The 23,952-nt window shown below is 57.6% G+C and carries 22 protein-coding genes and 1 tRNA gene; 4 read left to right on the forward strand and 19 right to left on the reverse strand.

The window, feature by feature from the left end; translation table 11 throughout:
* Positions 1-47 precede the first annotated feature (47 nt).
* Positions 48-1,463, forward strand: a complete 1,416-nt coding sequence (locus tag DWX75_RS02625) for a glycoside hydrolase family 1 protein (RefSeq protein ID WP_118014716.1) — start codon at positions 48-50, stop codon at positions 1,461-1,463.
* A 591-nt stretch (positions 1,464-2,054) separates the two neighbouring features.
* On the opposite strand, the gene DWX75_RS02630 is transcribed toward DWX75_RS02625, so the two are convergent.
* From DWX75_RS02630 to rfbB, 17 genes are all read right to left on the reverse strand, one after another.
* Positions 2,055-3,692, reverse strand: coding sequence for an FAD-dependent oxidoreductase (locus tag DWX75_RS02630; protein ID WP_118014718.1), 1,638 nt, complete (start codon positions 3,690-3,692; stop codon positions 2,055-2,057).
* A complete protein-coding gene (gene ahpC, locus DWX75_RS02635; RefSeq protein WP_118014720.1) occupies positions 3,693-4,256 on the reverse strand; it encodes an alkyl hydroperoxide reductase subunit C in 564 nt (187 codons plus the stop codon). It abuts the gene before it with no gap.
* A gap of 124 nt (positions 4,257-4,380) precedes the next feature.
* The gene (locus DWX75_RS02640) at positions 4,381-4,857 is read right to left on the reverse strand and encodes a pyridoxamine 5'-phosphate oxidase family protein (RefSeq protein ID WP_118014722.1); all 477 of its coding nucleotides are present in this window, start codon (positions 4,855-4,857) and stop codon (positions 4,381-4,383) included.
* A 31-nt stretch (positions 4,858-4,888) separates the two neighbouring features.
* Positions 4,889-5,350 carry a hypothetical protein gene (locus tag DWX75_RS02645; protein ID WP_118014724.1) on the reverse strand — a complete coding sequence of 154 codons (462 nt, stop codon included), beginning with the start codon at positions 5,348-5,350 and terminating at the stop codon, positions 4,889-4,891.
* A 125-nt stretch (positions 5,351-5,475) separates the two neighbouring features.
* Positions 5,476-5,994, reverse strand: coding sequence for an ImmA/IrrE family metallo-endopeptidase (locus DWX75_RS02650; RefSeq protein WP_118014726.1), 519 nt, complete (start codon positions 5,992-5,994; stop codon positions 5,476-5,478).
* A 30-nt stretch (positions 5,995-6,024) separates the two neighbouring features.
* A complete protein-coding gene (locus DWX75_RS02655) occupies positions 6,025-6,438 on the reverse strand; it encodes a helix-turn-helix domain-containing protein (RefSeq protein WP_118014728.1) in 414 nt (137 codons plus the stop codon).
* Positions 6,439-6,544: 106 nt separating this feature from the next.
* Positions 6,545-7,018: a hypothetical protein gene (locus DWX75_RS02660; protein WP_118014730.1), complete on the reverse strand. Its 474-nt coding sequence runs from the start codon at positions 7,016-7,018 to the stop codon at positions 6,545-6,547.
* Between the two features lie 138 nt (positions 7,019-7,156).
* On the reverse strand, positions 7,157-7,438 hold the full coding sequence (locus DWX75_RS02665; protein ID WP_118014732.1) for a cell division protein ZapA: 282 nt from the start codon (positions 7,436-7,438) through the stop codon (positions 7,157-7,159).
* Positions 7,439-7,462: 24 nt separating this feature from the next.
* Entirely contained in the window at positions 7,463-9,898 is a 2,436-nt protein-coding gene (gene pheT / locus DWX75_RS02670) for a phenylalanine--tRNA ligase subunit beta (RefSeq protein ID WP_118014734.1), read from the reverse strand.
* A gap of 19 nt (positions 9,899-9,917) precedes the next feature.
* Positions 9,918-10,946, reverse strand: coding sequence for a phenylalanine--tRNA ligase subunit alpha (pheS, locus tag DWX75_RS02675; RefSeq protein WP_118014736.1), 1,029 nt, complete (start codon positions 10,944-10,946; stop codon positions 9,918-9,920).
* Positions 10,947-11,268: 322 nt separating this feature from the next.
* Positions 11,269-13,095, reverse strand: a complete 1,827-nt coding sequence (locus tag DWX75_RS02680) for an ABC transporter ATP-binding protein (protein ID WP_118014738.1) — start codon at positions 13,093-13,095, stop codon at positions 11,269-11,271.
* The gene (locus DWX75_RS02685) at positions 13,085-14,818 is read right to left on the reverse strand and encodes an ABC transporter ATP-binding protein (protein WP_118014739.1); all 1,734 of its coding nucleotides are present in this window, start codon (positions 14,816-14,818) and stop codon (positions 13,085-13,087) included. Before DWX75_RS02685 ends, DWX75_RS02680 begins: the two co-directional genes overlap by 11 nt.
* A 138-nt stretch (positions 14,819-14,956) precedes the next feature.
* Positions 14,957-15,508: a hypothetical protein gene (locus DWX75_RS02690; protein ID WP_118014741.1), complete on the reverse strand. Its 552-nt coding sequence runs from the start codon at positions 15,506-15,508 to the stop codon at positions 14,957-14,959.
* Between the two features lie 111 nt (positions 15,509-15,619).
* Positions 15,620-16,495, reverse strand: a complete 876-nt coding sequence (gene rfbA, locus DWX75_RS02695) for a glucose-1-phosphate thymidylyltransferase RfbA (RefSeq protein WP_118014743.1) — start codon at positions 16,493-16,495, stop codon at positions 15,620-15,622.
* A gap of 46 nt (positions 16,496-16,541) precedes the next feature.
* Entirely contained in the window at positions 16,542-17,105 is a 564-nt protein-coding gene (gene rfbC, locus DWX75_RS02700; RefSeq protein WP_118014745.1) for a dTDP-4-dehydrorhamnose 3,5-epimerase, read from the reverse strand.
* A gap of 140 nt (positions 17,106-17,245) precedes the next feature.
* The gene (locus DWX75_RS02705) at positions 17,246-18,403 is read right to left on the reverse strand and encodes a cation diffusion facilitator family transporter (protein WP_199497501.1); all 1,158 of its coding nucleotides are present in this window, start codon (positions 18,401-18,403) and stop codon (positions 17,246-17,248) included.
* Between the two features lie 99 nt (positions 18,404-18,502).
* Positions 18,503-19,546 carry a dTDP-glucose 4,6-dehydratase gene (rfbB, locus tag DWX75_RS02710; RefSeq protein ID WP_118014749.1) on the reverse strand — a complete coding sequence of 348 codons (1,044 nt, stop codon included), beginning with the start codon at positions 19,544-19,546 and terminating at the stop codon, positions 18,503-18,505.
* 281 nt (positions 19,547-19,827) lie between these two features.
* On the opposite strand from rfbB, the gene DWX75_RS02715 reads away from it, so the two are divergent.
* Positions 19,828-20,148 carry a hypothetical protein gene (locus DWX75_RS02715; protein WP_118014751.1) on the forward strand — a complete coding sequence of 107 codons (321 nt, stop codon included), beginning with the start codon at positions 19,828-19,830 and terminating at the stop codon, positions 20,146-20,148.
* Between the two features lie 157 nt (positions 20,149-20,305).
* Here DWX75_RS02715 and DWX75_RS02720 read toward each other — a convergent pair whose 3' ends face one another.
* Positions 20,306-20,752 carry a CBS domain-containing protein gene (locus DWX75_RS02720; protein WP_118014753.1) on the reverse strand — a complete coding sequence of 149 codons (447 nt, stop codon included), beginning with the start codon at positions 20,750-20,752 and terminating at the stop codon, positions 20,306-20,308.
* A gap of 233 nt (positions 20,753-20,985) precedes the next feature.
* Here DWX75_RS02720 and DWX75_RS02725 point away from each other — a divergent pair, with 233 nt between their 5' ends.
* Positions 20,986-22,083 (forward strand): M48 family metallopeptidase, encoded by a 1,098-nt coding sequence (locus tag DWX75_RS02725; RefSeq protein ID WP_118014902.1) that lies wholly within the window; start codon positions 20,986-20,988, stop codon positions 22,081-22,083.
* A 62-nt stretch (positions 22,084-22,145) separates the two neighbouring features.
* A tRNA-Pro gene (locus tag DWX75_RS02730) sits at positions 22,146-22,222 on the forward strand.
* A 115-nt stretch (positions 22,223-22,337) separates the two neighbouring features.
* Here DWX75_RS02730 and DWX75_RS02735 read toward each other — a convergent pair.
* Entirely contained in the window at positions 22,338-23,768 is a 1,431-nt protein-coding gene (locus DWX75_RS02735) for a sodium:alanine symporter family protein (RefSeq protein WP_118014754.1), read from the reverse strand.
* Positions 23,769-23,952: the final 184 nt, after the last annotated feature.

Raw genomic sequence — 23,952 nt, forward strand, 5'->3', positions numbered from 1 at the left:
CATCAATAGACTATGGCTTTTTATAAGTTTTCAGTAACGGTTTTTCTATGTCATTTCCCAAGAATTTTCTCTGGGGCGGCGCTGTCGCCGCCAATCAATGCGAAGGTGCATACCAGGAAGACGGCAAGGGACTCGATATTCAGGATGTCCTGCCACATGGCTTCTCTTCACCGCCGACCGCAGAACCGACCCCGGACAACCTCAAGCTCAAGGCCATCGACTTTTATCATCATTATAAAGAAGATATCAAATTATTTGCTGAGATGGGCTTCAAGGTTTTTCGCACCTCGATTGCCTGGAGCCGCATCTACCCGCATGGCGACGACCTTGAGCCAAACGAAGCGGGGCTGCGCTTCTACGATGACCTGTTTGCCGAGTGCCATAAATACGGAATTGAGCCGCTCGTGACGATTTCCCATTACGAAACGCCGCTGCACCTGGCGAAAAAATACAACGGCTGGGCCAGCCACGAACTCATCGGCTTTTATGAGCGCTATGTGCGCACACTCTTTGCGCGCTACAAGGACACGGTCAAGTACTGGCTGACGTTCAACGAGATCAATTCCGTCCTGCACGTGCCGCTGACGAGCGGCGGCATCATGACACCGAAAAAGCAGCTTTCGCTGCAGGATCTCTTCCAGGCCTGCCATCACGAATTCGTCGCCTCGGCCAAGGCGACAAAACTCGCACACGAGATGATGCCGGATGCAAAAATCGGCTGCATGATCCTGGCCATGCCCATCTATCCCCTGACCCCGGCCCCTGATGACATCATCGCCGTCATGAAGGCCGACCATTTCAATGACTTCTTCGGGGATATGCACGCGCGCGGCATCTACCCCGGCTACATGAAGCGCTTTTTCCGGGAAAACGGGATTGCGATCAAGATGACGGAAGAGGAACTGCGCCTGCTGCGTGAGAACACGGTGGACTTTATTTCCTTCAGTTATTACATGAGCATCTGCGAGGGTACTTCCGGCCAGGCGGGCATCGGCAATATCCTCGGCGGCAAGAAAAATCCGTATCTCAAGGATTCCGAATGGGGCTGGCAGATCGACCCGCAGGGTCTGCGCTACATCCTGAACAAATACTACGACCGCTGGCAGAAACCGCTTTTCATCGTCGAGAATGGTCTCGGCGCCAAGGACGAGCTCTGCCGCGATGAAGCAGGAGACCTCACGGTAAACGACGACTACCGCATCGCCTATCTGCGTGACCACCTGCGAGCCGTGAATGAGGCCATCGAGGACGGCGTTCCCGTCATGGGGTACACCTCCTGGGGCTGCATTGACCTCGTCTCGGCCTCGACCGCTCAGATGAGCAAGCGCTACGGCTACATCTACGTCGACCGCAACGATGACGGCAGTGGCACACTCAAGCGATACCGCAAGAAATCCTTCTACTGGTACCGGGATGTCATCCACACCAACGGTGCCTGCCTAACCGCAGGCAAAACGCGCTGACACTTCTCCTTTTGACAAGAAACAGGGCTCCCTGGCTGCAATCTGCCGACAGGGGCCCTGTTTTTGTATATGCATATTGAATTAGAATAATTGCCATCATAACCTTCCGAAAACTTTTTCTGCCAAAGCTTTCAGTCCGTCGTGAACACCCCGCAGAGGCAGAGAACGAACGTGATCATGATTCCCAAAACAACGATAGCCATAATTTATCCCTCCATAAAAAGTTACAAGAAGCACAAGCGAAGAATTTACGCAGTAAACACAGGATATCAGGATGAATATGCCGTGATTCCTCAGTCTGTCGTAAATACACCGCAAACGCAAAGAACAAATGTGATCATAATTCCCAAAATTACAATAGCCATGATTTATCCTCCTATTTATTTCATTGATTTCATTTGTTCATATTATAACATACTTTCGGCGCTGTGACACAACTTTTTCGCTAATTTGTTAAAAAAATAACTATCATAAGAAAACCGACAGAATCCGAACAAGCAAACAAAAAAGACGAAACTTATCGCAAATTGTCGACAAATTTCGTCTTCTCTTCTAAGTTATGCTTCGGAAAAGTACCTGCTCAAACAGCAATCATGCCTGCTGCAAGAGTGCAAAGAGCTGGGCGATATTCTTTTTGCCAAAGTAAGGGCCTGCCTCATCGATGAGGAAGCAGGGCACGCTCATGACCTGGTATGCTTCGCGCAGCGCCGGATAACGGTTGAGGTCGTAGACATCCACTGTTATCTGCGGATTCAGTGTGGCGAGACGCTCGGCAGCGGTGACGAGTTCCGGGCAGAGCGTGCAGGAAAGGCTGACGAAGATGCGCAGATGGCAGGGCTTCTGCCAGGCAAGAATCTGTTCTTTCAGCTTCGCCTCGACAGCCTGTCCCGTTCCCGCCGCATTGTAGAGGCCCAGGACAAACGACGTGAATTCATGACCGCCCGGCACGCCGTGGAAGGCAAAGCCGGCGGGACGATGATCGCCGCGATAGACGCGGACGCAGGGCAGCTCTTCCTCCTGTTCCCCGGGAGCAGCCAGGGTAACGGACAGTTTCGGCGTCAGGCGGGCCAGTTCTTCCATGTAGGCCCGCAGTTCCTGGCTGGCCGGGGAAGCATCCAGGAACAGGCGAAGCTCCAGAGGATGTTCCATGCGGTCAAAAACCGTCTGCAGCTGTGCAAGGATCTCGGGCTGGAAAATATCTGACGCAGCCGTTTTTTCTTCGGCAGAAGCGGAAGCAGCCTCTTGCCGCAGGGGACGCAATGGACGCAGCCCCGTCTTTTTCTGCATCTGCAGGGCATAGCGTTCCAATTCCGTCGCGGCCAGCGCACCATCGCCCGCGGCCGTGATGCATTGGCGCAGCGGCTTGATGCGGATATCACCGGCTGCATACAGACCCTCACAGGATGTCTTCATCGTTTCATCCGTGATGATGTAGCCATGCGGATCGAGCTTTGCCAGCCCCCGGACGAGTTCCGTCGCCGGCTCATAGCCGGCAAAGACGAAGACGCCAAACGTTTCGCCGTCCCCTGCCTCATACGTCGTCTTCTCGCCGGTCTTGAGATTGCGGTATGTGAGCGTGCGCAGGGCTGTATCGCCCGTCACGGATTCGACGACCGTATTCGTGCGGATCGTGATGTTTGGGTTCTGCTTCGTTTCCTCGGCCGTGGCCTGCGCACAGGTGAAGTCATCTTCGCGGACCAAGCAGGTGACATGGGAAGCGTATTTCGTCAGGAAAACGCTCTCTTCAGCAGCTGCAAAGCCGCCGCCGATGACGAAGACCTGCCGCCCCTGGAAGAATTCGCCATCACAGGTCGCACAGTACGCCACACCGCGCCCGCGAAATTCTTTCTCTCCTGCAAAGCCGGCCAGACGCGGATGCGCTCCGGCCGCCAGCAGGACACCAAAGCAATGCAGTTCTCCCTGCGAGGTATGTACCGTCTTGATATCATCCGCCATGTCAAGAGCTGTGACCTCAGCCAGCTTGAATTCTGCGCCAAACGCCTCAGCCTGCTGGCGCATCTCGTCCGTTAGCGCCGCGCCGCTGATGGACGCCACGCCCGGATAATTGACAACGCGTTCGGTGATGGTGAGCTGCCCGCCAAACTGTTCTTTTTCCACGACCAGCACCCGGTAGCAGGCGCGCGCAAGGTAAATCGCTGCCGTGAGGCCCGCGGGACCGCCGCCGATCACGATGACATCATAAAGTTCGTTAACGGGATGCGCTGTCATTTACAACGCCCCCACCAGATCAAGGCTCGGCTTCAGCGTTTCTGCGCCTGGCTGCCATTTGGCCGGGCATACCTCATCGCCGTGCTCATGCACGAACTGGCAGGCCTGCACCTTGCGCAGCAGCTCTTCTGCATTGCGGCCCACATTGCCGGCATTGACCTCATACGCTACGATCTTCCCTTCCGGATTGATGATGAACGTACCGCGCTCCGCGACCCCGGCCGACTCGATCAGCACCTCGAAATCACGTGACAGTGCATGTGTCGGGTCCGCCAGCATCGGATACGTAATCTTTCCGATGCGCTCGGAATGATCGTGCCACGCCTTGTGGACAAACTCCGTATCACAGGAAACCGAATAGATCTCACAGCCTGCTTTCTGGAAGGCTGCATAATGATTCTCCAAGTCTTCCAGCTCGGTCGGGCATACGAACGTGAAATCGGCCGGATAGAAGAAGAATACACTCCACTTACCAAGCAAATCGGCCTTCGTAACGGTACGGAACGCCTCGTGCTGGTATGCTTTAGCTGAAAAATCGCTGACTTCTTTGTTGATCAAAGACATAAACAAGCCTCCTTTATTTGCTTCTTTTCTTTTTAAATAACGATAATTAATATCATTTACAGTTTAAAGTTTACCATAGAAGCAAAAAAATAGCAAGGGCAAAATCAAAAACCCTTGCTATTTTTTATTTAGGTAATTTGCGCTTGCCGGTCACGGACTCCACCTCGAGCATGTAAACCGCTGTACGCGGGATGGCCGCGGGATTGAAATACGCGTGCTCACCCGGATGGTAATGATCCATGAGACACTCAAGTGCCGCCTGTTTCTCTTCGTCCGGCACCATGAAGAGCCGCCCCCTGCCGATGACGGACTCATACGCATACGTGCAGTATCCCTTTTCGGCAAAGTACTGCAGCTGATGCTTGCCGTCCATCTCAAACGACGCGCGGTTGTCCCGGGCCATGAGCGTGAGTTTCCGCCCCTCCAGGGCGCTGTGGAAAAAGAGACGCAGTTTTCCTGCCCGCTCTTCCATGCCAAAATTCAGGGGCAGGATATACGGAAAGCCGTCTTCGTCATTGAGTGCCAGGCGGCAGACCTGCGCCCGCTTCATCACCGCGATGATGTCTGCCCATTCCTTGATTTCCCGATCTTGCCTGCGCATACGCATCCACCTTTCTATCCGTCACCTGCCCTCACTTGGCAAAGCGGCGCTGAACGAGCGCCGAGCGGATCGTCTCATTGTCACGAAACAACTTGGCCTGGCGCATCTCCTTTAGCTTTGCCTCGCTCTCGAGGATGAACGTCGAGAGCTTCTTGACATCGTCTTCTTCCAGTCCCGTGAGGGCGCCGTCGTGGGCATGGCCGCCCGCGATGACGAAATCGCCGAAGACGAGGTCCGGCCCTTCCGGGTCAAGGTAGGTTTTCTGCGCATCGCCCTGCAGGTAGAGCGTTGCCACGATGGTCTTCTTGCCGCGCGTGAAGATCTCATCGTCGTAGAATACCGTATATGCCTTGCCGAGATACGTAAAAGGGAACTGTGCATTGAGCCCGTACTCCGTCAGGACCTCCCTGGTCACTTCCTCGAGCGAGCTGCCCGTGAGCTCTGCCAGCGAGATGTTCCAGCCCGCCTTTTCCTTGCATGTCAAAACCTGCATCGAATAACCGCCTTTCTGTCATTTGCTGTTTGCCATCTGTTTATTATAACACAGCCGTCCCCTGCCCCGCTGTATCGAATCGCACATTTCTCTCAACCTCCGTCAGAACATGCAAGTTGCCGGTCTCAGGCGCGAATGTTCTTGAAGAAATGGCTGTCAGCCGTATCCGTCAGACGCAGGTCATAGCCGAGGGATGCCATCTCCCGCATCTTGATGAGCATGAGGTTGATGTTGCAGTGCATGCACTTGGAAATCGTATCGATATCCTCTCCCTCCCGCACGCGGCGGTAAACTTCATCGCTGTCGAGCAGCAGATGTGAGGCAAAGGCGTTCGCCTCGTATTCCGTGCGGTTGTTCATGCGGAAGAGCTCGAACTCCTGCAGGCCGCTCTCCGCCAGCTTGCGGTGCAGCTGGTCATGCCCGATTTCGTGCGCCACAACCATCGGCAGCCAGTCATCGTCGAGGCGGCTGTTGAGGAAGATGAAGCGGTGATGCCAGTGGCTGTAGTACATCCCGAGCAAGTCCTTGTAATCATCGGAAAACTCGACAAGGATGCCCAGCTCCTCCGCCAGTCCCAGCATATCCCGTGCCGCGGACTTCGCCTTGACCTGCTGCGCCTTCCGATAAAGCTGTAGCGAATTCATCCCGTTCCGTCACTTCCCATCTCAAGACTCTCATTTCCGATACTTCTTCGGCGTGTACTTCTTGTTGTCTTCCTTGGCCAGCCAGTACGCACGTTCGAGTGAGCGCATGACGGCTTCGCGGTCCTGGTCTGAGAGCTCGCCACCTGCGAACATCCCGGCCAGACGGCTCACGAGGTCCTGGGCCTGGGCCATGCCGCGGCTGCCGTACTGCGCGCCTGCCGCCTCGATGAACATCTCGTCGTCCGTGTAGAGATAATCGAAGCTGACATCAAAGAAATCCGCCAGTACCTGATACGTATCCTTCTTTTTCGGGTAACGGTCACCCGATTCGTAGCCGCTGTACGTCTGCCGCGTGATGCCGCAGGCAGCCGCCACCTCTTTCTGCGTGAGCTTGCGGGCACGCCGCAGCTGCAGCAATTTGTCACAGAATTTCACGATGTCCATCCTTTCTCATCCTGCACCGTCCCCTTTGTCCGAAACTGCGGAACGGTCTTCATTGCGTTGTTCTCATTCTACCATCTGGCCGCGAGCGGCGCAAGGCACCCTGCCCTCAGGCGATATGACGGTGTCTGGCTGCCGGGCAGTCAAGCTCGTCCTGCCAGTCAGATTGCCGCAGCTCCTCTCGCCTGTGCATGACCGTGCGGCGGCGCGGCCGGTACGCGGGGCGCTTACTCAGGTAGACAAAGGCAAACAGGCTCGCGATTGGCAGGCACTGCAGCACGAGGCAGCGGCGGCTCGCCCGGCAGTCGTTGCAGCGCCAGAGCGTCACGAGCATCAGCGCGAGTCCGAACGGAGCCGTCATCTCGAGGGAGGCGCCGGCACCCGCCTGATGCACGAAGAAACACGGCACACCATCGCCAAGGACGCGGAAGAAGCCAGAGAGAAACCCCTGCGGCTCCGTGACATACCGCCAGAATGTGCGGTGCTCCCAGGCATGCGCAAAGTACAATGGGGCCAGCACATAAATCCCGAGACTCATCATGAGGAACGGCAGGCGGCCGATGCGTTTCTGTAAGATATCCATATGTCAAACCTCCAAGCATCATATATTTAACTTTTGTTAATTTTATACTCTAATATTAACATATGGAAAGGATAAATGCAAGCATGCAAAAGAGCCGCTGCCTCCGAAAAAGAAGGCAGCGGCTCCGTCAGGATGCACTCACTTCTCGTCGAGAAGTTCGACGAGCTCATCGTAATCTTTTTTCAGTTTGTCGTACTCATCGGCAATCTGCAGTGCCGTGAGCACGGCGATTTTCGTGCCGTCGAAACTGCTGACCGAGCGGGCCGTGCGTTTCATGAGCTGATCGACGCCCTTGGCGAGCACCTTCAGATGCTCCGGGTCATCCGTTTTCAGGGGATAACTGTCGCCAAAGATCTCCACGACGACGCGCTGCGCCGGTCTTTTTTCCGCCTGCGGGGAACGGGAATCCTGATTGGGCATAAGAAGCACCTCCACAAACTCGAATCATGCGCGCAGTTCTGCGGCAAACTGTTTTTCCACGGCTTTGAGGATGTTCTGGAAGGCAGCATCAGCCTCTTCATCTGTCAGCGTCTTGTCCTTCGACTGGAACTGGAGGTTGAAGGCCAGGCTCTTCTTTCCTCTGGCGACATGCTCGCCCGTGTAGACGTCGAAGAGTGTCACGCCCTTGAAGTGCTTGCCGCCGTTCTTCGCGATGACGCGCTCGATGTCGGCTGCAGCGACATCCTCGTCCACGACGATGGCCAGGTCACGCGCAATGGCCGGATACTTCGGCAGGGACTCAAAATGGAAGTTCTTGCCCGTGTACTTCATGAGCACTTCAACGTCCATCTCAAAGAGGTAGACCTTCTGCTTGATGCCGAAGTTCTCTGCGGCCTGCGGATGCAGCTCGCCGACCGTCGCGATGACCTCGCGGCCCTTCTTGAAGAAGGCCGTCTTGCCCGGATGCAGGGCGAAGTGCTCGCCGGCTTCAACCGTATACTTCGTGATGCCGAGCACGCGGAAGAGTTCCTCGACGATGCCCTTCATATCGTAAAAGTCCACCATGTCGCCGGCCTGGTTCCAGCCGATCTCGTTGCGGCGGCCCGTAATGAGGCCTGCGACCTTGAGGCGTTCATCCGGCAGCTCTGTGAGCGGCAGGGCCTTCGGCAGGAAGACGGGCGCGACGTCGAAGAGCTTAAGGTCGTTGTTCTTGCGCGAGAAGTTGCGCACGGCGTTCTCCATGATGGAAGTCAGCAGGCAGGTGCGCACGAGCGGCGCTTCATCCGTCAGCGGGTTCATGATGGGGATGGCCTGGCGCAGCGGCGAATCAGCCGGTACGAGCAGCTTGTCGAAAAGATCCGTGCTCGTGAAGGAGAAGGAAAGCTCCTCCGTCATGCCAAGAGAGGCGAGCGTGTGCTTGATCTTGTCGACGAAATTCTGCCTGTCGCTCTGACGCCCCTGCACCATGCGGCCGAACGGCGTCGTGCTTGCGATCTTGTCAAAGCCGTAGATGCGTGCGACCTCTTCCGAGAGGTCTTCCATGTACGTGCAGTCATTGCGCCACGACGGCACCGTAACATGGTAAGCTTCATCGCCCTTTGCTTCAACCTTAAAGCCGAGCTCCGTCAGGATCTTCACCATCTCTGCGCCCGGGATGTCCGTGCCAAGGCGGCGGTTGATCTCATCCGTCGTGTAATCGATCGTTACCGGCTGCTTCGGCTCCGGATAGCAGTCGACGATGCCCTGCGTGACCGTGCAGGCGCCCATGTCCTGCAGCAGCTGGCAGGCACGCTCGAGTGCGCGCGGCGTATTCGTCACATCGACACCGCGCTCAAAGCGGCCCGAAGCCTCGGAGTGCAGGCCGCAGGCGCGCGCCGTGCGGCGAATGCTCGGACCATTGAACGAAGCGGCCTCAAGCACGACCGTCCGCGTCTTCTCCGTGACTTCCGTCTCAAGTCCGCCCATGATGCCCGCGAGGCCCGCCGGATGCTCGGCATCGGCGATGACGAGCTCCGTGCCCTTCGCAAGGCGTGAGCTGTCGTCGAGCGTATGGAGGTTCTCGCCTTCCTTTGCGAGGCGGGCCGTCAGCGTGTGGCCCGTGATCTCATCGTAATCATAGGCATGCATCGGCTGACCGAGCTCGAGCATGACGAAGTTCGTCACGTCGACGACGTTGTTGATGGCGCGGATGCCGGCACCTTCGAGGCGCTGCTGCATCCACTCCGGAGACGGGCCAATCTTGACGTTCTTGATGACGCGGGCGCTGAAGCGGTCGCAGAGGTCATGCGCCGCAATGCCCACGGAAATCATGTCGGCAGCCTTGGCCGCATCGTCCTCTTTGCAGGCGATTGCCGGCCATTTCGGCTGATTGCCCGTGAGTACGGCGATTTCGCGCACGAGACCAAGCACGCTGAAGCAGTCGCCGCGGTTGGCCGTGAGCTCAAACTCGAGCACGACATCGTCGAGGCCCAGCACATCCTTGGCCGGCACACCGACGGGCGTATCCGCCGGCAGGATGTAGATGCCGTTCTTCTCTTCCTCCGTCAGCTTCGTGAGGTCAAGGTGCAGCTCACCGGCCGAGCAGAGCATGCCGTTTGAGGGCAGGCCACGGAGTTTTCCCTTCTTGATGTGAAGGCCGTTCGGCAGATGTGCGCCGACCATGGCGACCGGCACGACCTGGCCCTCGGCCACATTCTGCGCACCCGTGATGATCTGAATAAGATCCTTCTCGCCGACATTCATCTGACAGATCTGCAGATGGTCGGAATCCGGGTGCTTTTCAAGCTTCTCGATACGGCCCGTCACGACCTTGTCGAGCCCTTCATCGGCACGGATGACATTCTCCACCGGCACGCCGGCCATTGTGAAACGGTCTGCGAGTTCCTCCGCCGACCAGTCGAAATCAATATAATCCTTTAACCATTTGATGGAAACCTGCATGGTATATCCCCTTTCTCACTCAGAACTGGCGCAGGAAGCGCATGTCGTTGTCATAGAACAGACGCAGATCATCCACGCCGTACGAAAGCATCGCGATGCGCTCCACGCCCATGCCGAACGCGAAGCCTGAAACCTTCTTCGGATCGTAGCCGCTCATTTCGAGCACATGGGGATGAACCATGCCGGCACCCAGGATCTCGAGCCAGCCCGTGCCCTTGCAGACCTTGCAGCCCTTGCCGTGACACATGACGCAGGAGATATCGACCTCCGTCGAAGGCTCCGTGAAGGGGAAGAAGCTCGGGCGCAGGCGGACCTTGACATCATCATTGAAAATCTGGCGCAGGAAGAGCTCGAGCGTGCCCTTGAGGTCCGCAAACGTGATGCCCTCGTCGATGACGAGGCCTTCGACCTGCGTGAACATCGGGGAATGCGTGGCGTCGTATTCATCGCGGCGGTAAACGCGGCCCGGCGCGATCATGCGGATTGGCGCATTCGGCTCGTTCTTCTGCATCGTGCGCGCCTGCACTGGCGACGTCTGCGAACGCATGAGGATATCCTCCGTGATGTAGAACGAATCCTGCATATCGCGGGCCGGATGATCCTTCGGCAGGTTCAGAGCTTCAAAATTGTAATAATCCTTCTCGATTTCCGGGCCTTCCTCGACGGAGAAGCCCATGCGGAAGAAGATATCCTTGATGCGCTCGAGCGTCAGCGTCAGCGGATGCAGATGGCCGAGCGGCTGCTGACGGCCTGGCAGCGTGACATCGATCTTCTCGCTCGCGAGCTTGTCAGCCATGGCGCGTGCCTTGAGCTCCTCATTCTTCTGCTGAATGAGCGCTGCGACCTGAGCTTTCGCCTCGTTGACGATTTTGCCGACACGCGGACGGTCTTCCTTCGCGATGGCTCCCATGCTCCTGAGGATGGTCGTAAACTCACCCTTCTTGCCCAGGAACTTGACGCGGATATCGTCGAGTTCCGAAAGATTTCCTGCGGCATTCTTGATGGCTTCGGCAGCTTGTGCCTTGAGCTGTTCAATCTTCTCTTCCATACCGAACCTCCTAAATATAAAAAACCTTCGACCCCTGGCCGTAAAAGCCATAGGGGCGAAGGTCTGTTCGCGGTACCACCCTGATTTATCACTTGCTTCTGACCATAACGCAGTCCTGCGTCCGTCATTTCCTACGGAGACTCCAAAGCGAACGTTCCCCTGCTGCCGTCATCCCGCTTCCAGTCCAGGCGGGACTCCCTGTCGGCGGCGCACAGGCTACTCTTCTTTTTCATCGTCATGATTCTTAAATATAGCACAAGGCGGGGAAAATTGCAACTGCTGTCTCACACGAGCAGACAGATTCCTGCATCTGTCCCCCGATTCAGGTCGCAAAGCCGCGGAACTGCGTCATGTAAAGGTCGTAATAGCGGCCGCCCGCCGCGAGCAGCTCCCGGTGGCTGCCCTGCTCGACGATGCGTCCCTCATCCATGACGACGATGAGATCGGAGTCCCGGATCGTGGAGAGCCGGTGGGCAATCACGATGGAGGTGCGGTTCTTCATGAGTTCCTGCATGGCCGACTGGATGTCTTTTTCCGTGCGCGTATCCACGTTCGACGTGGCTTCGTCAAGGATCAGCACGTCGGGATCGGCGAGGAAGGCCCTCGTGATGGCGAGCAGCTGCCGCTGACCCTGTGAGATGTTCCCGCCGCCGGCCGTGAGTACCGTATCGAGGCCCTGCGGCAGGGCGGCGATCATCTCCTGTGCGCGGCTCAGCCGTGCCGCCCGCCAGAGCTCTTCCTCCGTGGCCTCCGGACGCGCATACAGCAGATTTTCCCGGATTGTGGCCGAGAACAGCACGGTATCCTGCAGGACGATGGCCATACTGCCGCGCAGAGCAGGCCGCGCAATCGTGCGCAGGTCAGAGGGACCGATCCATATCGTGCCGCGTTCCGGATCGTAGAAGCGCAGAAGGAGATTCGCAAGCGTGGTCTTGCCCGAGCCCGTGGCCCCCACAAGCGCCACCTTGCGGCCGGCCGGTATCGAGAGCGAGAAATCGTGCAGGACTTCCTGCCCCGGAACGTAGGAAAAACTCACGTGATCAAAGCGGATATCGTTGCGGCCGCGCGGCGGATACGCCCCTCCCGCCATCATTTCAGGCGGCTCGTCGAGCACCTTGAAGACGCGCTCGGCACCGGCCACAGCCGTCTGCAGCTGTCCGTAGATGACGGCGAGCTCGTTGATGGGCTTCGAGAACAGGCGGATGTAGACGAGGAAGGCCGCGATGATGCCGACCGAGATCATGCCGTCAAGGGCGAATACACCGCCTGCCGCCGCACAAGCGACAAAGCCCGCATTGCTGATGCTATTCATGAACGGCCCCATGACGCCCGAGCAAATGTCCTGCCGGATACCGGCCCTGGTCAGCTCATCGCTCTTCTCACAGAAGGAGCGGATGACCGCCTGCTGATGGTGGCAGGCCACCACCGTGCGATAGCCGGCGATCATCTTCTCCACCATGCCGGTCTGCTCGCCGAGCAGCTGCTGGCGGGTGCGCGAATACCTCCGCACGACCCTGCCCATGCGCTTCGTCACGAAGATGGTCACGAAAACCGACAAAAACGAGAGCAGCGCGAGCTGCCAGCAGCTCCAAAGCATGATGAGTGCCGTGCCGGCAACGGTCAAGAGCCCTGAGCAGAGCGTCGGCAGGGAGGAAGATATGATGCTTGCGATATTTTCCACATCATTCGTCATGCGGCTCATGACATCGCCGTGCGAGTGGCGGTCGAGGTAACGGACGGGCAGGTCGACGATGTGCGCAAAGAGCTCCGTGCGAAGCGCCCGCACGATGTGCTGCGAGAGGCGCGCCGCCAGCTGCCCCGTCAGGAACTGCGACAGTGAGGCCAGCAGATAACAGAGTGCGAGATACAAGAGTTCCTGCCCGAGCTGCGGCAGCTGACCGCCGGTCATCGCATCGATGGCGGCAGCCTGCAGGAGCGGGGCATAAATGCTGCAGAGCGTCCCGAAGATGACGGCCATGAACAGCAGGACAAGCAGGCGGCTCTCTTTCGTGAAATAGCGCAGCAAGCGCCGCAGGGTGCCACGGATATCCGCCGCGTATTCCGCCTCGGCGAAGTGCGGCGGGCGGTGCATGCCGGGAGCTCTTCGCGCAAGATCCGCCTTGCGCGGAGAAAGCCTGTCATCCCTCATGATCCTTCGCCTCCTCTCCCAGCTGGGAATCGTACAGACTCCGATACAGGGCAGACGTCTGCAGGAGTTCTTCGTGCGTGCCGTCAGCCGCGATGCGGCCATGCTCGAGCAGCACGATGCGGTCGGCGTGGCGGGCCGAGACAATGCGCTCTGCCACGGTGATACGCGTCACACCGGCATCCTCGCGGTCAAGTGCCGCACAGAGCCTGGCTTCCGTGCGCAGGTCCAAGGCGCTTGTGCTGTCATCGAAGATCCGGATTTCTGCCCGGCGCAGGACGGCCCGGGCGATGGCGAGGCGCTGCTTCTGGCCGCCTGACAGGCTCGTGCCGCGTTCCGCCACCATCGCATCAAAGCCATGCGGCTGCCGCCGGATGAATGCTTCGGCCTGGGCAATGGCAGCCGCACGCCTGACCTCGTCAAACGAAGCATCTTCCTGTCCCCAGCGGATGTTCTCTGCCATCGTCGCCGTGAAGAGTTCACTGCGCTGGAGCGCAAAAGCGATGCGGCCGCGCAGCGAGGAAAGGCGGTAGTCGCGCACATCGACGCCATCGACCAGCACGCGTCCCTCCGTCACCTCGTAAAAGCGCGGGATGAGCGACAAGAGCGTCGTCTTGCCCGTTCCCGTCGCCCCCATGATGGCGACGTGCTCACCGGGATGAATGACGAGATTGATATCGTGCAGGATCTCCTGCCCTGAATGGTAGCCGAATGACACATGCTCGAAGCGGACTTCTCCTCTGCCCGGCGGCACATCGTGTGCGCCGTCCCGGATGGCCGGCTCCATCCGGAGCAGTGCGCGCAGGCGCTTCCAGGATGCCAGGCCGCGCGAGATCGTCTGAAAGAGCATCACGAGCATCATGACGCCCATGAGCATCGTCATCGTGTAGCTGATGGCCGCGATGACAAGGCCGGGGCGGATCATCCCCGCTGCCGCCATCTGGCCGCCCTGCCAGAGGACCAGCACGACGAGCGTTCCCATGACGAGATTGACGAGCGGATTCATCAGCGCGAAGAGCACGAGCACATGGAGCTGGGTGGTAAGCAGCGCTTCATTCGCCCGGCCAAAGCGCCGTTTCTCATATGCCTCACGCACGCAGGCCTTGATGATGCGGATACCGGCGATGTCTTCCGACAGGATGCGGTTAATGGCATCGAGTTCCGTCTGCAGGGCGAGGAACGAACGGTTTGTCAGATGCAGGATGGTGCCCATGATGAGTACGAGCAGCGGCAGGGCGATCACGATCAGCAGGCCAAACGCGTGATGCAGCTGATACATGAAGAAGGCCGAGCCGACGAGCAGGCAGCTCGTGCGCACAAGCCCCCGGATGAATTGTGAGAGCATGTTCTCCACCTGGGTCACATCGTTCGTCACCCACGTGATGAGCGTACCGGTGCCGGCCGCATCCACCTGCGAAAAGGAAAGCGACAGGATACGCGCGAAGCAGTCCTTGCGGATCTCGTTGCCCGCATGCTGCCCCGCGAGATTCACGAACACCGTATTCATCGAGCCGCAGAAACAGCCGAGCACCACACAGCCCAGCATCCAGAGTCCCAGATGCGCGATGATGCCCATATCGCTGCCGCCCGTGCCGAGTCCCATGACGCCTTCATCGACGATCCGGCTCATGAGCTTTGGCTGCATGAGGTCCATGCAGACCTCACCGCACATGAACGCCACGGCCAGCAGGCCCCAGAGAAGATACCGGCGGATATAGAAAAACATACCTCCACCCTTTCATTTAAACATCTGTCATTTCCTTTTGCATCTTACCCTGCTTTTCTTAATCTTTGCCAAGAACGAACAAGCGCGGCATAAAAATATCCCTGTCGCCGCCGCACGGGCAGGACAGGGATCAGGCAATCAGGTACCTGTGGCAATCAAGGCTGCTGCAAAACCGTACAAGACAATCTGCACGGCGAGACCGGACACGGAGAACAGGCCGCTGAGCGCACAGATCCAGAGGCGCTGGCAGCCGGCCAGACCCGCGGCAGCGAATGCGACGCCCAGGAGCAGCAGGCTCTTGCTGAAGCCCGAGAAGAACCGCAGTTCCTGCAAGGTGCCCCAGCGCCCTTCCGCCTTGTCCGACTGGTACGAGTCGATATCCGCCCGGGCCTGGGTGTTGTGCGTGAGCGCCACGGCCTTTTCCATCGAATCCGGAAGGTTTGCCAGGAGCAGCCGCTCCGATGCAAGGATGGAGCGCAGGATGGCGACATCTTCACTCGACTTCTGGCCGAGGCCCTTCTCCACGACCCCCTGATAGACATCGATGTTGCGTTCCACGACAGGAGCCCAGAAGCTCAGCAGGAATGTGCTGAGCAGCAGGAATGCGCCCATCAGGAATCTTGTCAGCATCGTGGTCTGCCGGCGCTTTTCTTCTTTGCGGCACCGGCGCCGCGCGGGATATTGACTCAAAAAAAGACCTTCTTTCACTTCCTGCCGCGTCTGTAATCCACGAGCGGAACCACCTTAGGCGTCCATTCAACGCGTCGCCGTTCTTCACACCGCAGCCGCGAAGATTCAACTTTATGATTCCTGCGCCATGCGCAGGAGATACTGACCGTACTCGTTCTTTTCAAGCGGCTCGGCCAGTTTCAGGACCTGTTCCTTCGTGATATATCCCATGCGGTACGCGATTTCCTCGAGGCAGGCGATCTTGAGCCCCTGGCGTTCCTGGATGGTCTGCACGAAAGACGCTGCCTGCAGCAAAGATTCATGTGTCCCCGTATCGAGCCAGGCATAGCCGCGGCGCATCGTCTCGACATGAAGCGTATGGCGCGCCAGGTACACCTTGTTGACGTCGGTGATCTCAAGCTCTCCGCGCGCCGACGGCCGGATGGATTTCGCGATCTCCACGATGTCTGCATCATAGAAATAAAGGCCCGTCACGGCAAAATGGGACTGCGGCACAGCAGGCTTCTCCTCGAGGCTGACGGCCTCGCCCGCCTCATCAAAGGCAACGACACCGTAACGCTCCGGGTCGCGCACATAATAGGCAAAGACCGTCGCGCCCATCTCCTGCTGCGCCGCCCGCTGCATCATGACGGCAAGATCCGAGCCGTAGAAGATATTGTCGCCGAGCACCAGCGCGCAGCCCTCGCCAGCCAGCCACTCCTCACCGATCAGGAAGGCCTGGGCAAGCCCCTGCGGCTTTGGCTGGACGGCATACGAAATCGAGATGCCCCACTGCGAGCCGTCGCCGAGCAGGCGTTTGAAATTCGCATTGTCCGTTGGCGTCGTGATGACGAGAATATCCCGGATTCCTGCGAGCATCAGCGTCGACAGCGGATAATAGATCATCGGCTTGTCGTAGACCGGCATGAGCTGCTTCGACACCGCAATCGTCAGCGGATACAGCCGCGTGCCCGAGCCGCCGGCCAAAATGATTCCCTTGCGTATCACGCATTACACTCCTTCCTCAAAAGCCCCCGTTCTGCTGCCATCCGCATCATTCATACACGAAATTCAGCGAGGACGCCAGGCGCTCCTTCAGCGACGGCGCCTTCTGGTCCTTGTCGGACAGGATGACCGGCTCGAGCGGCCAGACAACGCCGATGTCCGGATCGTCCCAGCGGATGTTGCCGTCGCACTCCGGCGCGTAATAATTATCGGCCTTGTACTGTACCTCGACATCATCCGTCAGCGTCAGGAAGCCATGTGCGAAACCGCGCGGGATGAAGAGCTGCTTCTTGTTTTCCGCCGAGAGTTCCACGCCGACCCATTGGCCGAACTGCGGCGATCCCTTGCGGATATCGACGGCCACATCGAAGATCATGCCGCGCGTCGCGCGCAGCAACTTGGCCTGGCACATGGGGTTCAGCTGGTAATGCAGACCGCGCAGCGTGCCTTTCTGCGCCGAATATGACTGATTGTCCTGCACGAAATTCACGAAGAGCCCTGCCTCTTCCATCTTGCGCTGCGACCAGCTTTCCATGAACCAGCCGCGTGCATCGCCGAACACCTGCGGTTCGAGCACGTAAACCCCTTTGAGTTTCGTTTCGGTTGCCTTCAATCCTATTACATCCTTTCGTTCGATATTTGTTCCAGGCAATCAGGAACGCCATTGCTTCATTATAACATAGTTCTTCTCACGAGCCAAACACCGCCCGAATGCAATAATAAACAATACGTTAATTCCAAAACAAACAAAAATCATCCTCGCGTGCCCAACGCCGAAATATCCATATCGACATCGATGAGGATGTCATAAGCGGGAAATGCCGCCTGAACCTCCCGATGCAGTTCCTTCAGGACAGCAGGGATGTCCGTGCCGAAGCGCACGACGACATCGAAGCGCATGTCCTTCTTCTCGCGGTTGACGTAGAAGCCGTGCACCTGCAGGATCCATTCGCGGTGAGCCAGCACGATCTTGTAGACCTGTTTGCGCATCGCGATGGCTTCATCATCGTTCGTATTGTAGGAATAGACCGTGACCCCCATCAGGCGCACGCCGGTCGCCTCATAGACCTTGTCGTGGATGCGGCGCGTCAGGCGGTCGACCTCCTCCACCGTCATGGTATCGGGCAGCTCGATATGCACCGACGCGTAATTGCGCCCCGGGCCGTAATTGTTGAGCATGAGGTCGTAGGCCCCGCGGATTTCCGGCTCGGCCGCCAGCATGCCCTTGATCCTGCGGACGAGTACGGGGTCCGGGCGTTCACCGAGGATGTCGTTGAGCGTGTCGCGCATCATGTCGATGCCGGATTTCAGGATGAAGATCGCGATGATGACGCCGACGTAGGCCTCGAGCGAGACGCCCGTGCCCAGGTAGATGAGTGCTGAAGCGAGCACGGAGAAAGACAGTACGGCATCGAAGAGCGCGTCGGCCCCTGAGGCCACGAGCGCGCCGGACTCCGCGGCTTTTCCCTGCTGCTTGAAGTAGCGGCCGAGCACGATCTTGACGAGGACGGCCACGGCGATGATGAAGAGCGACAGCAGGCTGTAGTCCGCGGGCTCCGGCTCGAAGATTTTCTTGCCCGATTCCCAGAGTGAGGTCAGGCCGGCATAAAAGACGATAGCCGCGATGATCATGGCGCTCAGATACTCGATGCGGCCATGGCCGAACGGGTGCTCGCGGTCCGGCTTGCGCCCCGCGAGTTTCGCGCCGGCCACCGTGATGACCGAGGACAGGGCATCCGAAAGGTTGTTGACGGCATCAAGGAGTACGGCGATGGAATTGGCCGTGAAGCCCACGGCTGCCTTGAAGGCTGCGAGCAGGATGTTGACGACGATGCCCACGAGGCTAGTCCGCACGATGATGCGGCCGCGTGCCGCCATCTCCTGTTGCACGGCAGATTGTTCTTCTGACAAAATATCAGCTTCTTTCCCTATAATTGAACTGGTACAAAAATGCCTTCCCCGCCGCCCGTCAGGAGGCTGAAGAAGGCAATTCCGCTTGACCCTGGCCAATCAGATCTTGGCGTATTCGAGGACGGCGCGGCTGTCATACATGCGCTCGTAATAACTCCGGTAATCACCGCTGATGATGCCCATCCACCAGTCGCGGTGTTCGAGATACCATTTTATCGTCTTCTTGATGCCGTCCTCGAATTTCGTCTCGGGCTGCCAGCCGAGTTCCGTCTGGATCTTCGTCGGGTCAATGGCATAGCGGCGGTCATGGCCCTTGCGGTCCGTGACGTATTCGATGAGCTCTTCGGACTTGCCGAGTTCCTTGAGGATGGTCTTGACGACATCGATGTTCGCGCGCTCATTATGGCCGCCGACATTATAGACCTCACCGACGCGCCCCTTCTGCAGGATCAGGTCAATGGCGCGGCAATGATCCTCGACATAGAGCCAGTCGCGGACGTTCCTGCCGTCGCCGTAAACCGGCAGTTTCTTGTCGGAGAGCGCGTTGATAATCATGAGCGGAATGAGCTTCTCCGGGAAATGGTACGGCCCGTAATTGTTCGAGCAGCGTGAAATCGTCGTTGGCAGCTTGTACGTGCGGTGATACGCCATGACGAGGAGATCAGCGCCGGCCTTCGAGGCCGAATACGGGCTCGAGGTCTTTAGATTCGTCTCTTCCGTGAAGAAGAGGTCCGGACGGTCGAGCGGCAGGTCGCCATAGACCTCATCCGTCGAGACCTGGTGGTAGCGGTCGATACCGTACTTGCGACAGGCATCGAGCAGCACGCTCGTGCCGATGATGTTTGTCTGGAGGAAAATCTCCGGATTCTCAATGGAGCGGTCCACATGGGATTCCGCCGCGAAATTGACGACGACGTCCGGTTTTTCCGCTTCAAAGATGCGGTAGACCGTCTTGCGGTCTGCGATATCTGCCCGGATGAATTTAAAGTTCTTTTTCTCCATGGCGCCCTCGAGCGTCTCGAGATTACCGGCATACGTGAGCTTGTCCACGCAGATGATGCGGTCGGACGGATGCTTCTTGAGCATATAATAGATGAAGTTCGAACCGATGAAACCGGCTCCGCCTGTAACGATGATATTCATGCTTATTCCCCCTGTTTCTATGCTGAATGACCTGCGGGCCGTCCGCCATGCAGCGGGCCTCAGCGGTCATTTTATATCCTTTCATACATATACGACAAAGTCAAAAAAATTCCTCTTTTTTCCGGCAATATGTTTCAATTATTCGGATTTTCTGTTGAACAGAACGGTGGTGATTGCTTATTTTTGAGTTTTGGTCTACTATTTAAGATATAAGTTTGTATCATCATCGCCTGCTGCCATCAGCCCGGCAGAGAATCGATGCGGAAAAGGAAGGGATTGACATGCTGAAATGTTCGATTTGCGGGCGTGAGATCTCGGAAAAAGAAGCGCTCATCAATCAGGATGAGGAAGGGCGCCGTCGCATCGTCTGCCGGGAATGCTTTGAAGAGGCGGTCGGGACGGACTACGACACATTCCGCTACCGCAAGGAAAATGCCAGACAGACGCTGATTGCCGTGCTCTTCTGCCTCGCAGCCACCATCTACGCCTTCATCGCACGCGGCCCGCTCTACGGCCTGCTCGGCATCGTCCTGACGGTACTCGTCTACCTCTTTGCCACCAAGAAGCCCAGACGCCGGAATGGACACACCAGGGAGAAATAACGCAGCGTGACCGCCGTACAGGCCTCTTGCGATGCGTTCAGAAAACGGCTGAGCGGCCATGCAGCTTCGCCAGGAACATTCCTGACGAGGATGCATGGCCGCTCTTGCGCCAACCATGAGTCGTGAGACTCCCGATCTTATTTCCTGTTTCAGAACATCAGAGCAGCATCTTGATGATGTCGCGGCGCGCAACGATGCCGTGCAGATGACCTTCACCATCGATGACGGGCAGGCGCTTGATGTGCTTGTCGAACATGAGCTTGGCCACTTTGCTGACTTCATCGTCCTCGCGGACCGAGATGACCTTCTCCGTCATGATCTGCTCGGCCGAAGTCGCGGCAATCTTGCGGAAGGCTTCGCGGTATTCGCGCAGTCCCGAATAATAGATGACGGCACCGAGGATGCAGAGTTCATCCGGCAGGTCCGGCGTGACCTCCTTGCACATGAGATCGCCCTCACTGACGATGCCGCAGACCTTGCCCGTATCGTCCACGACAGGCATCCCGGAGATGTGATTCTGGATGAGTGTCTCGGCAATTTCCCGGATCGAGGCATCCCGCTTGACTGTGATGACATCTTTCGTCATGATTTCTTTCACTAACATAGGAAACACCCCACTTTTCATAAATCAGCAAGATACACTGGAAATCCCCAGTTATCCATTTATTACTTAATTATTCGCGGTGCATTGACGACTATCCTTCTTTTGTAGAAAAATTCCGAGAAATAATTGCCGTTTTCTTCTGCGTTCCTGTACAAATCGTGTTATAATGAAACAAACGAAACCTTACAGGAAGTTTTTGGCCATCATTTTGACAATAAAAAGGGGCGTTGATCATGACTCAAGCGCAAAAATCCCGTACATCCAGACTCAAAAAGAAACTGCTGCCGCTCGCGCTGGCAGCCTGCCTTGCCGTACCGGGCGGCTACATGATTGCCCCGGCTCCGCAGGCTTCGGCGGCATTTGGCTGGGGCAGCATCATCGGCGCCGGCATCCAGGGCGCCGCCGCGCATGCACAACTCACGCAGATTCTCAAGAAGTACAACGATTCGGAGGAAGGGCGCCAGGAATTCTTCGAGGAAATGAAAAAGCAGTACGGCGTCAACAACGATGCCTACCTCAACAACCGCCTCGACACAATCATGGCCAATCTGACATCAGCCATCGGCGCCGTCGATCCGACCATCTATGACAAGCCTTACAACTACTTCATAAACAACGATACGAGCTTCAATGCCTTCTGCACGCTCGGGCACAACATGAGCGTCAACACGGGCCTCTTCTCCGTGCTGACGAACGAGGATGAGATTGCCGTCGTGCTCGGCCACGAGATGGGCCATGGCCAGAAGGATCATCCGGCCAAGGGCGCACGCCGCAGCCTCAACATGGCCATCATTGGTGCAGCCACGGGCTCGGAGCTCGGCAGCATCGTCACGAGCGTCATCAACAACCGCAACATCACGAAGCCGATGGAGCGCGAAGCCGATGCGCTGGCCTTCGAATACATCACACACTCCAATTACAATCCGGGCGCCTGTGCGGCCGTCTGGCAGCGCGTGCTCGACAAATCGAAGACGGAACCCAGCGCCCTGCAGCAGTTCCTGTCCGACCATCCGAGCGATAACGACCGCCGCGATGCCTACGTCAAGAAACTCACGGCCTACAGCAACAACCATGTGACCGTGAAGGACGGTGTCGTCAGCGTCAACGGCAAGGAATTCGACAAGCCGGCACCGCAGGGCGACATGTCCGCCGCCGAACGCTCGTATTTCGTCGCGGGCAACCTCGCCGCCGCCTACCACAACGGCCATAACAAGGAACAGGCCTATGCCGACGGCAATACCGTGATGCTCGGCGCACAGCCCATCATCAGCTGCAACAGTCAGGATGAATCGGCCGCAAGCCTCGCGGAAACGCTCAACAAAATAAAATAAATAAATGTAAAAAAAGTTGTTGACAAAGCCTCTGATTTTCCGTATAATACTTCTTGTGATTGCGGGATGTGGCACAGTTTGGTAGCGCGCATCGTTCGGGACGATGAGGCCGCAGGTTCGAATCCTGTCATCCCGACCATTTGAATGGTCAAGCCGTCAGCTTATGCTGGCGGCTTTTTTGTGTAAAAAAGAGGTGCGACAGCAAAACAGGCGCCACACCTCTCTTATATGATCCGGCAGTCAGCCGGCAGGACTCAGCTGAGCTTGGCATCTTCCGGCTGATAATCGATGCTCTCTCCCTGCTTCTCCTTCTCGACCACGGCATGCTGGAACTCGAAGCACTCCTCCGCGATGTCCTTGTTGAGCCAGAGCAGGCAGATGAGGTTCGGAATGGCCATGAGGCCGTTCATCGTATCGGAGAAATTCCAGACGACATCGAGCGTCGTCGTCGCACCGACGAACGTCACGAGGCTGAAGAGCACGCGGTAGCTCATGATGACCCTGCGGTTCTTGATGAGATACTCCAGCGCCTTCTCGCCGTAATACTCCCAGCCAAGGATCGTTGAAAATGCAAAAAGCGTCAACGAAATCGATACGATAAGCTTGCCATACGGGCCAAAGACCGTGCTGAACGCTGCAATCGTCAGCTGTGCACCCGAGAGCAGTTTGCCTGTCTCGGGGTCCGTCGTGCCGAGCACGCCCGAAGACGAGATGACAAGCGCCGTCAGCATGCAGACGATCATCGTGTCGAAGAACGTGCCCGTCATGTTGACGTAGCCCTGGCGCGACGCATGGTCCGTGCGCGCAGCGGCCGCGGCAATCGGTGCGGAGCCGAGGCCTGCCTCATTCGAGAAGACGCCGCGCGCGACGCCCCAGCGCATCGACGTCAGAGCCGTGGCCACGATGGAGCCGCCGACGCCGCCTGCCACCGAATCAAAGGAAAAGGCCATACGGAACATCTCGGCAATGCCGGCCGGTACGGCTTCAACGTTGACGACGATGACGATGAGCGCGACGACGAAATAAAAGAGTGCCATGGCCGGAACGACGATGCTCGAAACCATGCCGATGCGGCGGATGCCGCGAATCAGGACCGAAAGCGCCACGACGGCAATGATGATACCCGTTAGCTCCGTCGGGACGGCATAACTGGAGGCAAGCGCCGCCGAGATGGAATTGGCCTGCGTCATGTTGCCGATGCCAAATGAGGCCAGCACGACGAACGACGCGAACAGGAAGGCCAGCGTGCGTCCGACATACGGATTGCGGATGCCGTTCTTCATCGCGTACATCGGCCCGCCGGCCATCTCCCCCACGCTGTTCGTCTCACGGTACTTGACGGCCAGTACCGATTCGCCGTATTTCGTCGAGAGGCCGAAGGCCGCGCTGATCCACATCCAGACAATGGCGCCGGGACCGCCGAGCACCATGGCCGTCGCGACACCGACGATATTGCCCGTGCCTACGGTCGCCGAAAGTGCCGTCATCAGCGACTGGAACGGCGAAATGTCGCCCGCATGGCGGTCGCGATGGCGAAAGATCATCGAAACGGCATACCAGAGATTCCGCCACGGCAGGAAATGCAGCCGGATGGTCAGGAATATACCAGTGCCGACCAGCAGTGCGAGCATGACGGGGCCCCATACAAAGTTATTGACTTCTGCCAGAAGTTTAGCAAAATCCATACCAAGCCCTCCCAAAGATACGATAATTCCTTATGAAGTCCTAATAAAACCAACAATTCCTACAATTTCTGCAGCAATCCCCCTGCAAAAACGTCGGGCGGCGCCTGAAAACAATAAAACGCTCCGGCGTCTCCCCGGGAAAATGAGCAGTCCCAGCGAAGACTCCAGAGCGTCCATCGTTGAC

The organism is Mitsuokella sp. AF21-1AC (genome assembly GCF_003458855.1).
In the GTDB taxonomy this organism is placed as follows: domain Bacteria; phylum Bacillota; class Negativicutes; order Selenomonadales; family Selenomonadaceae; genus Mitsuokella.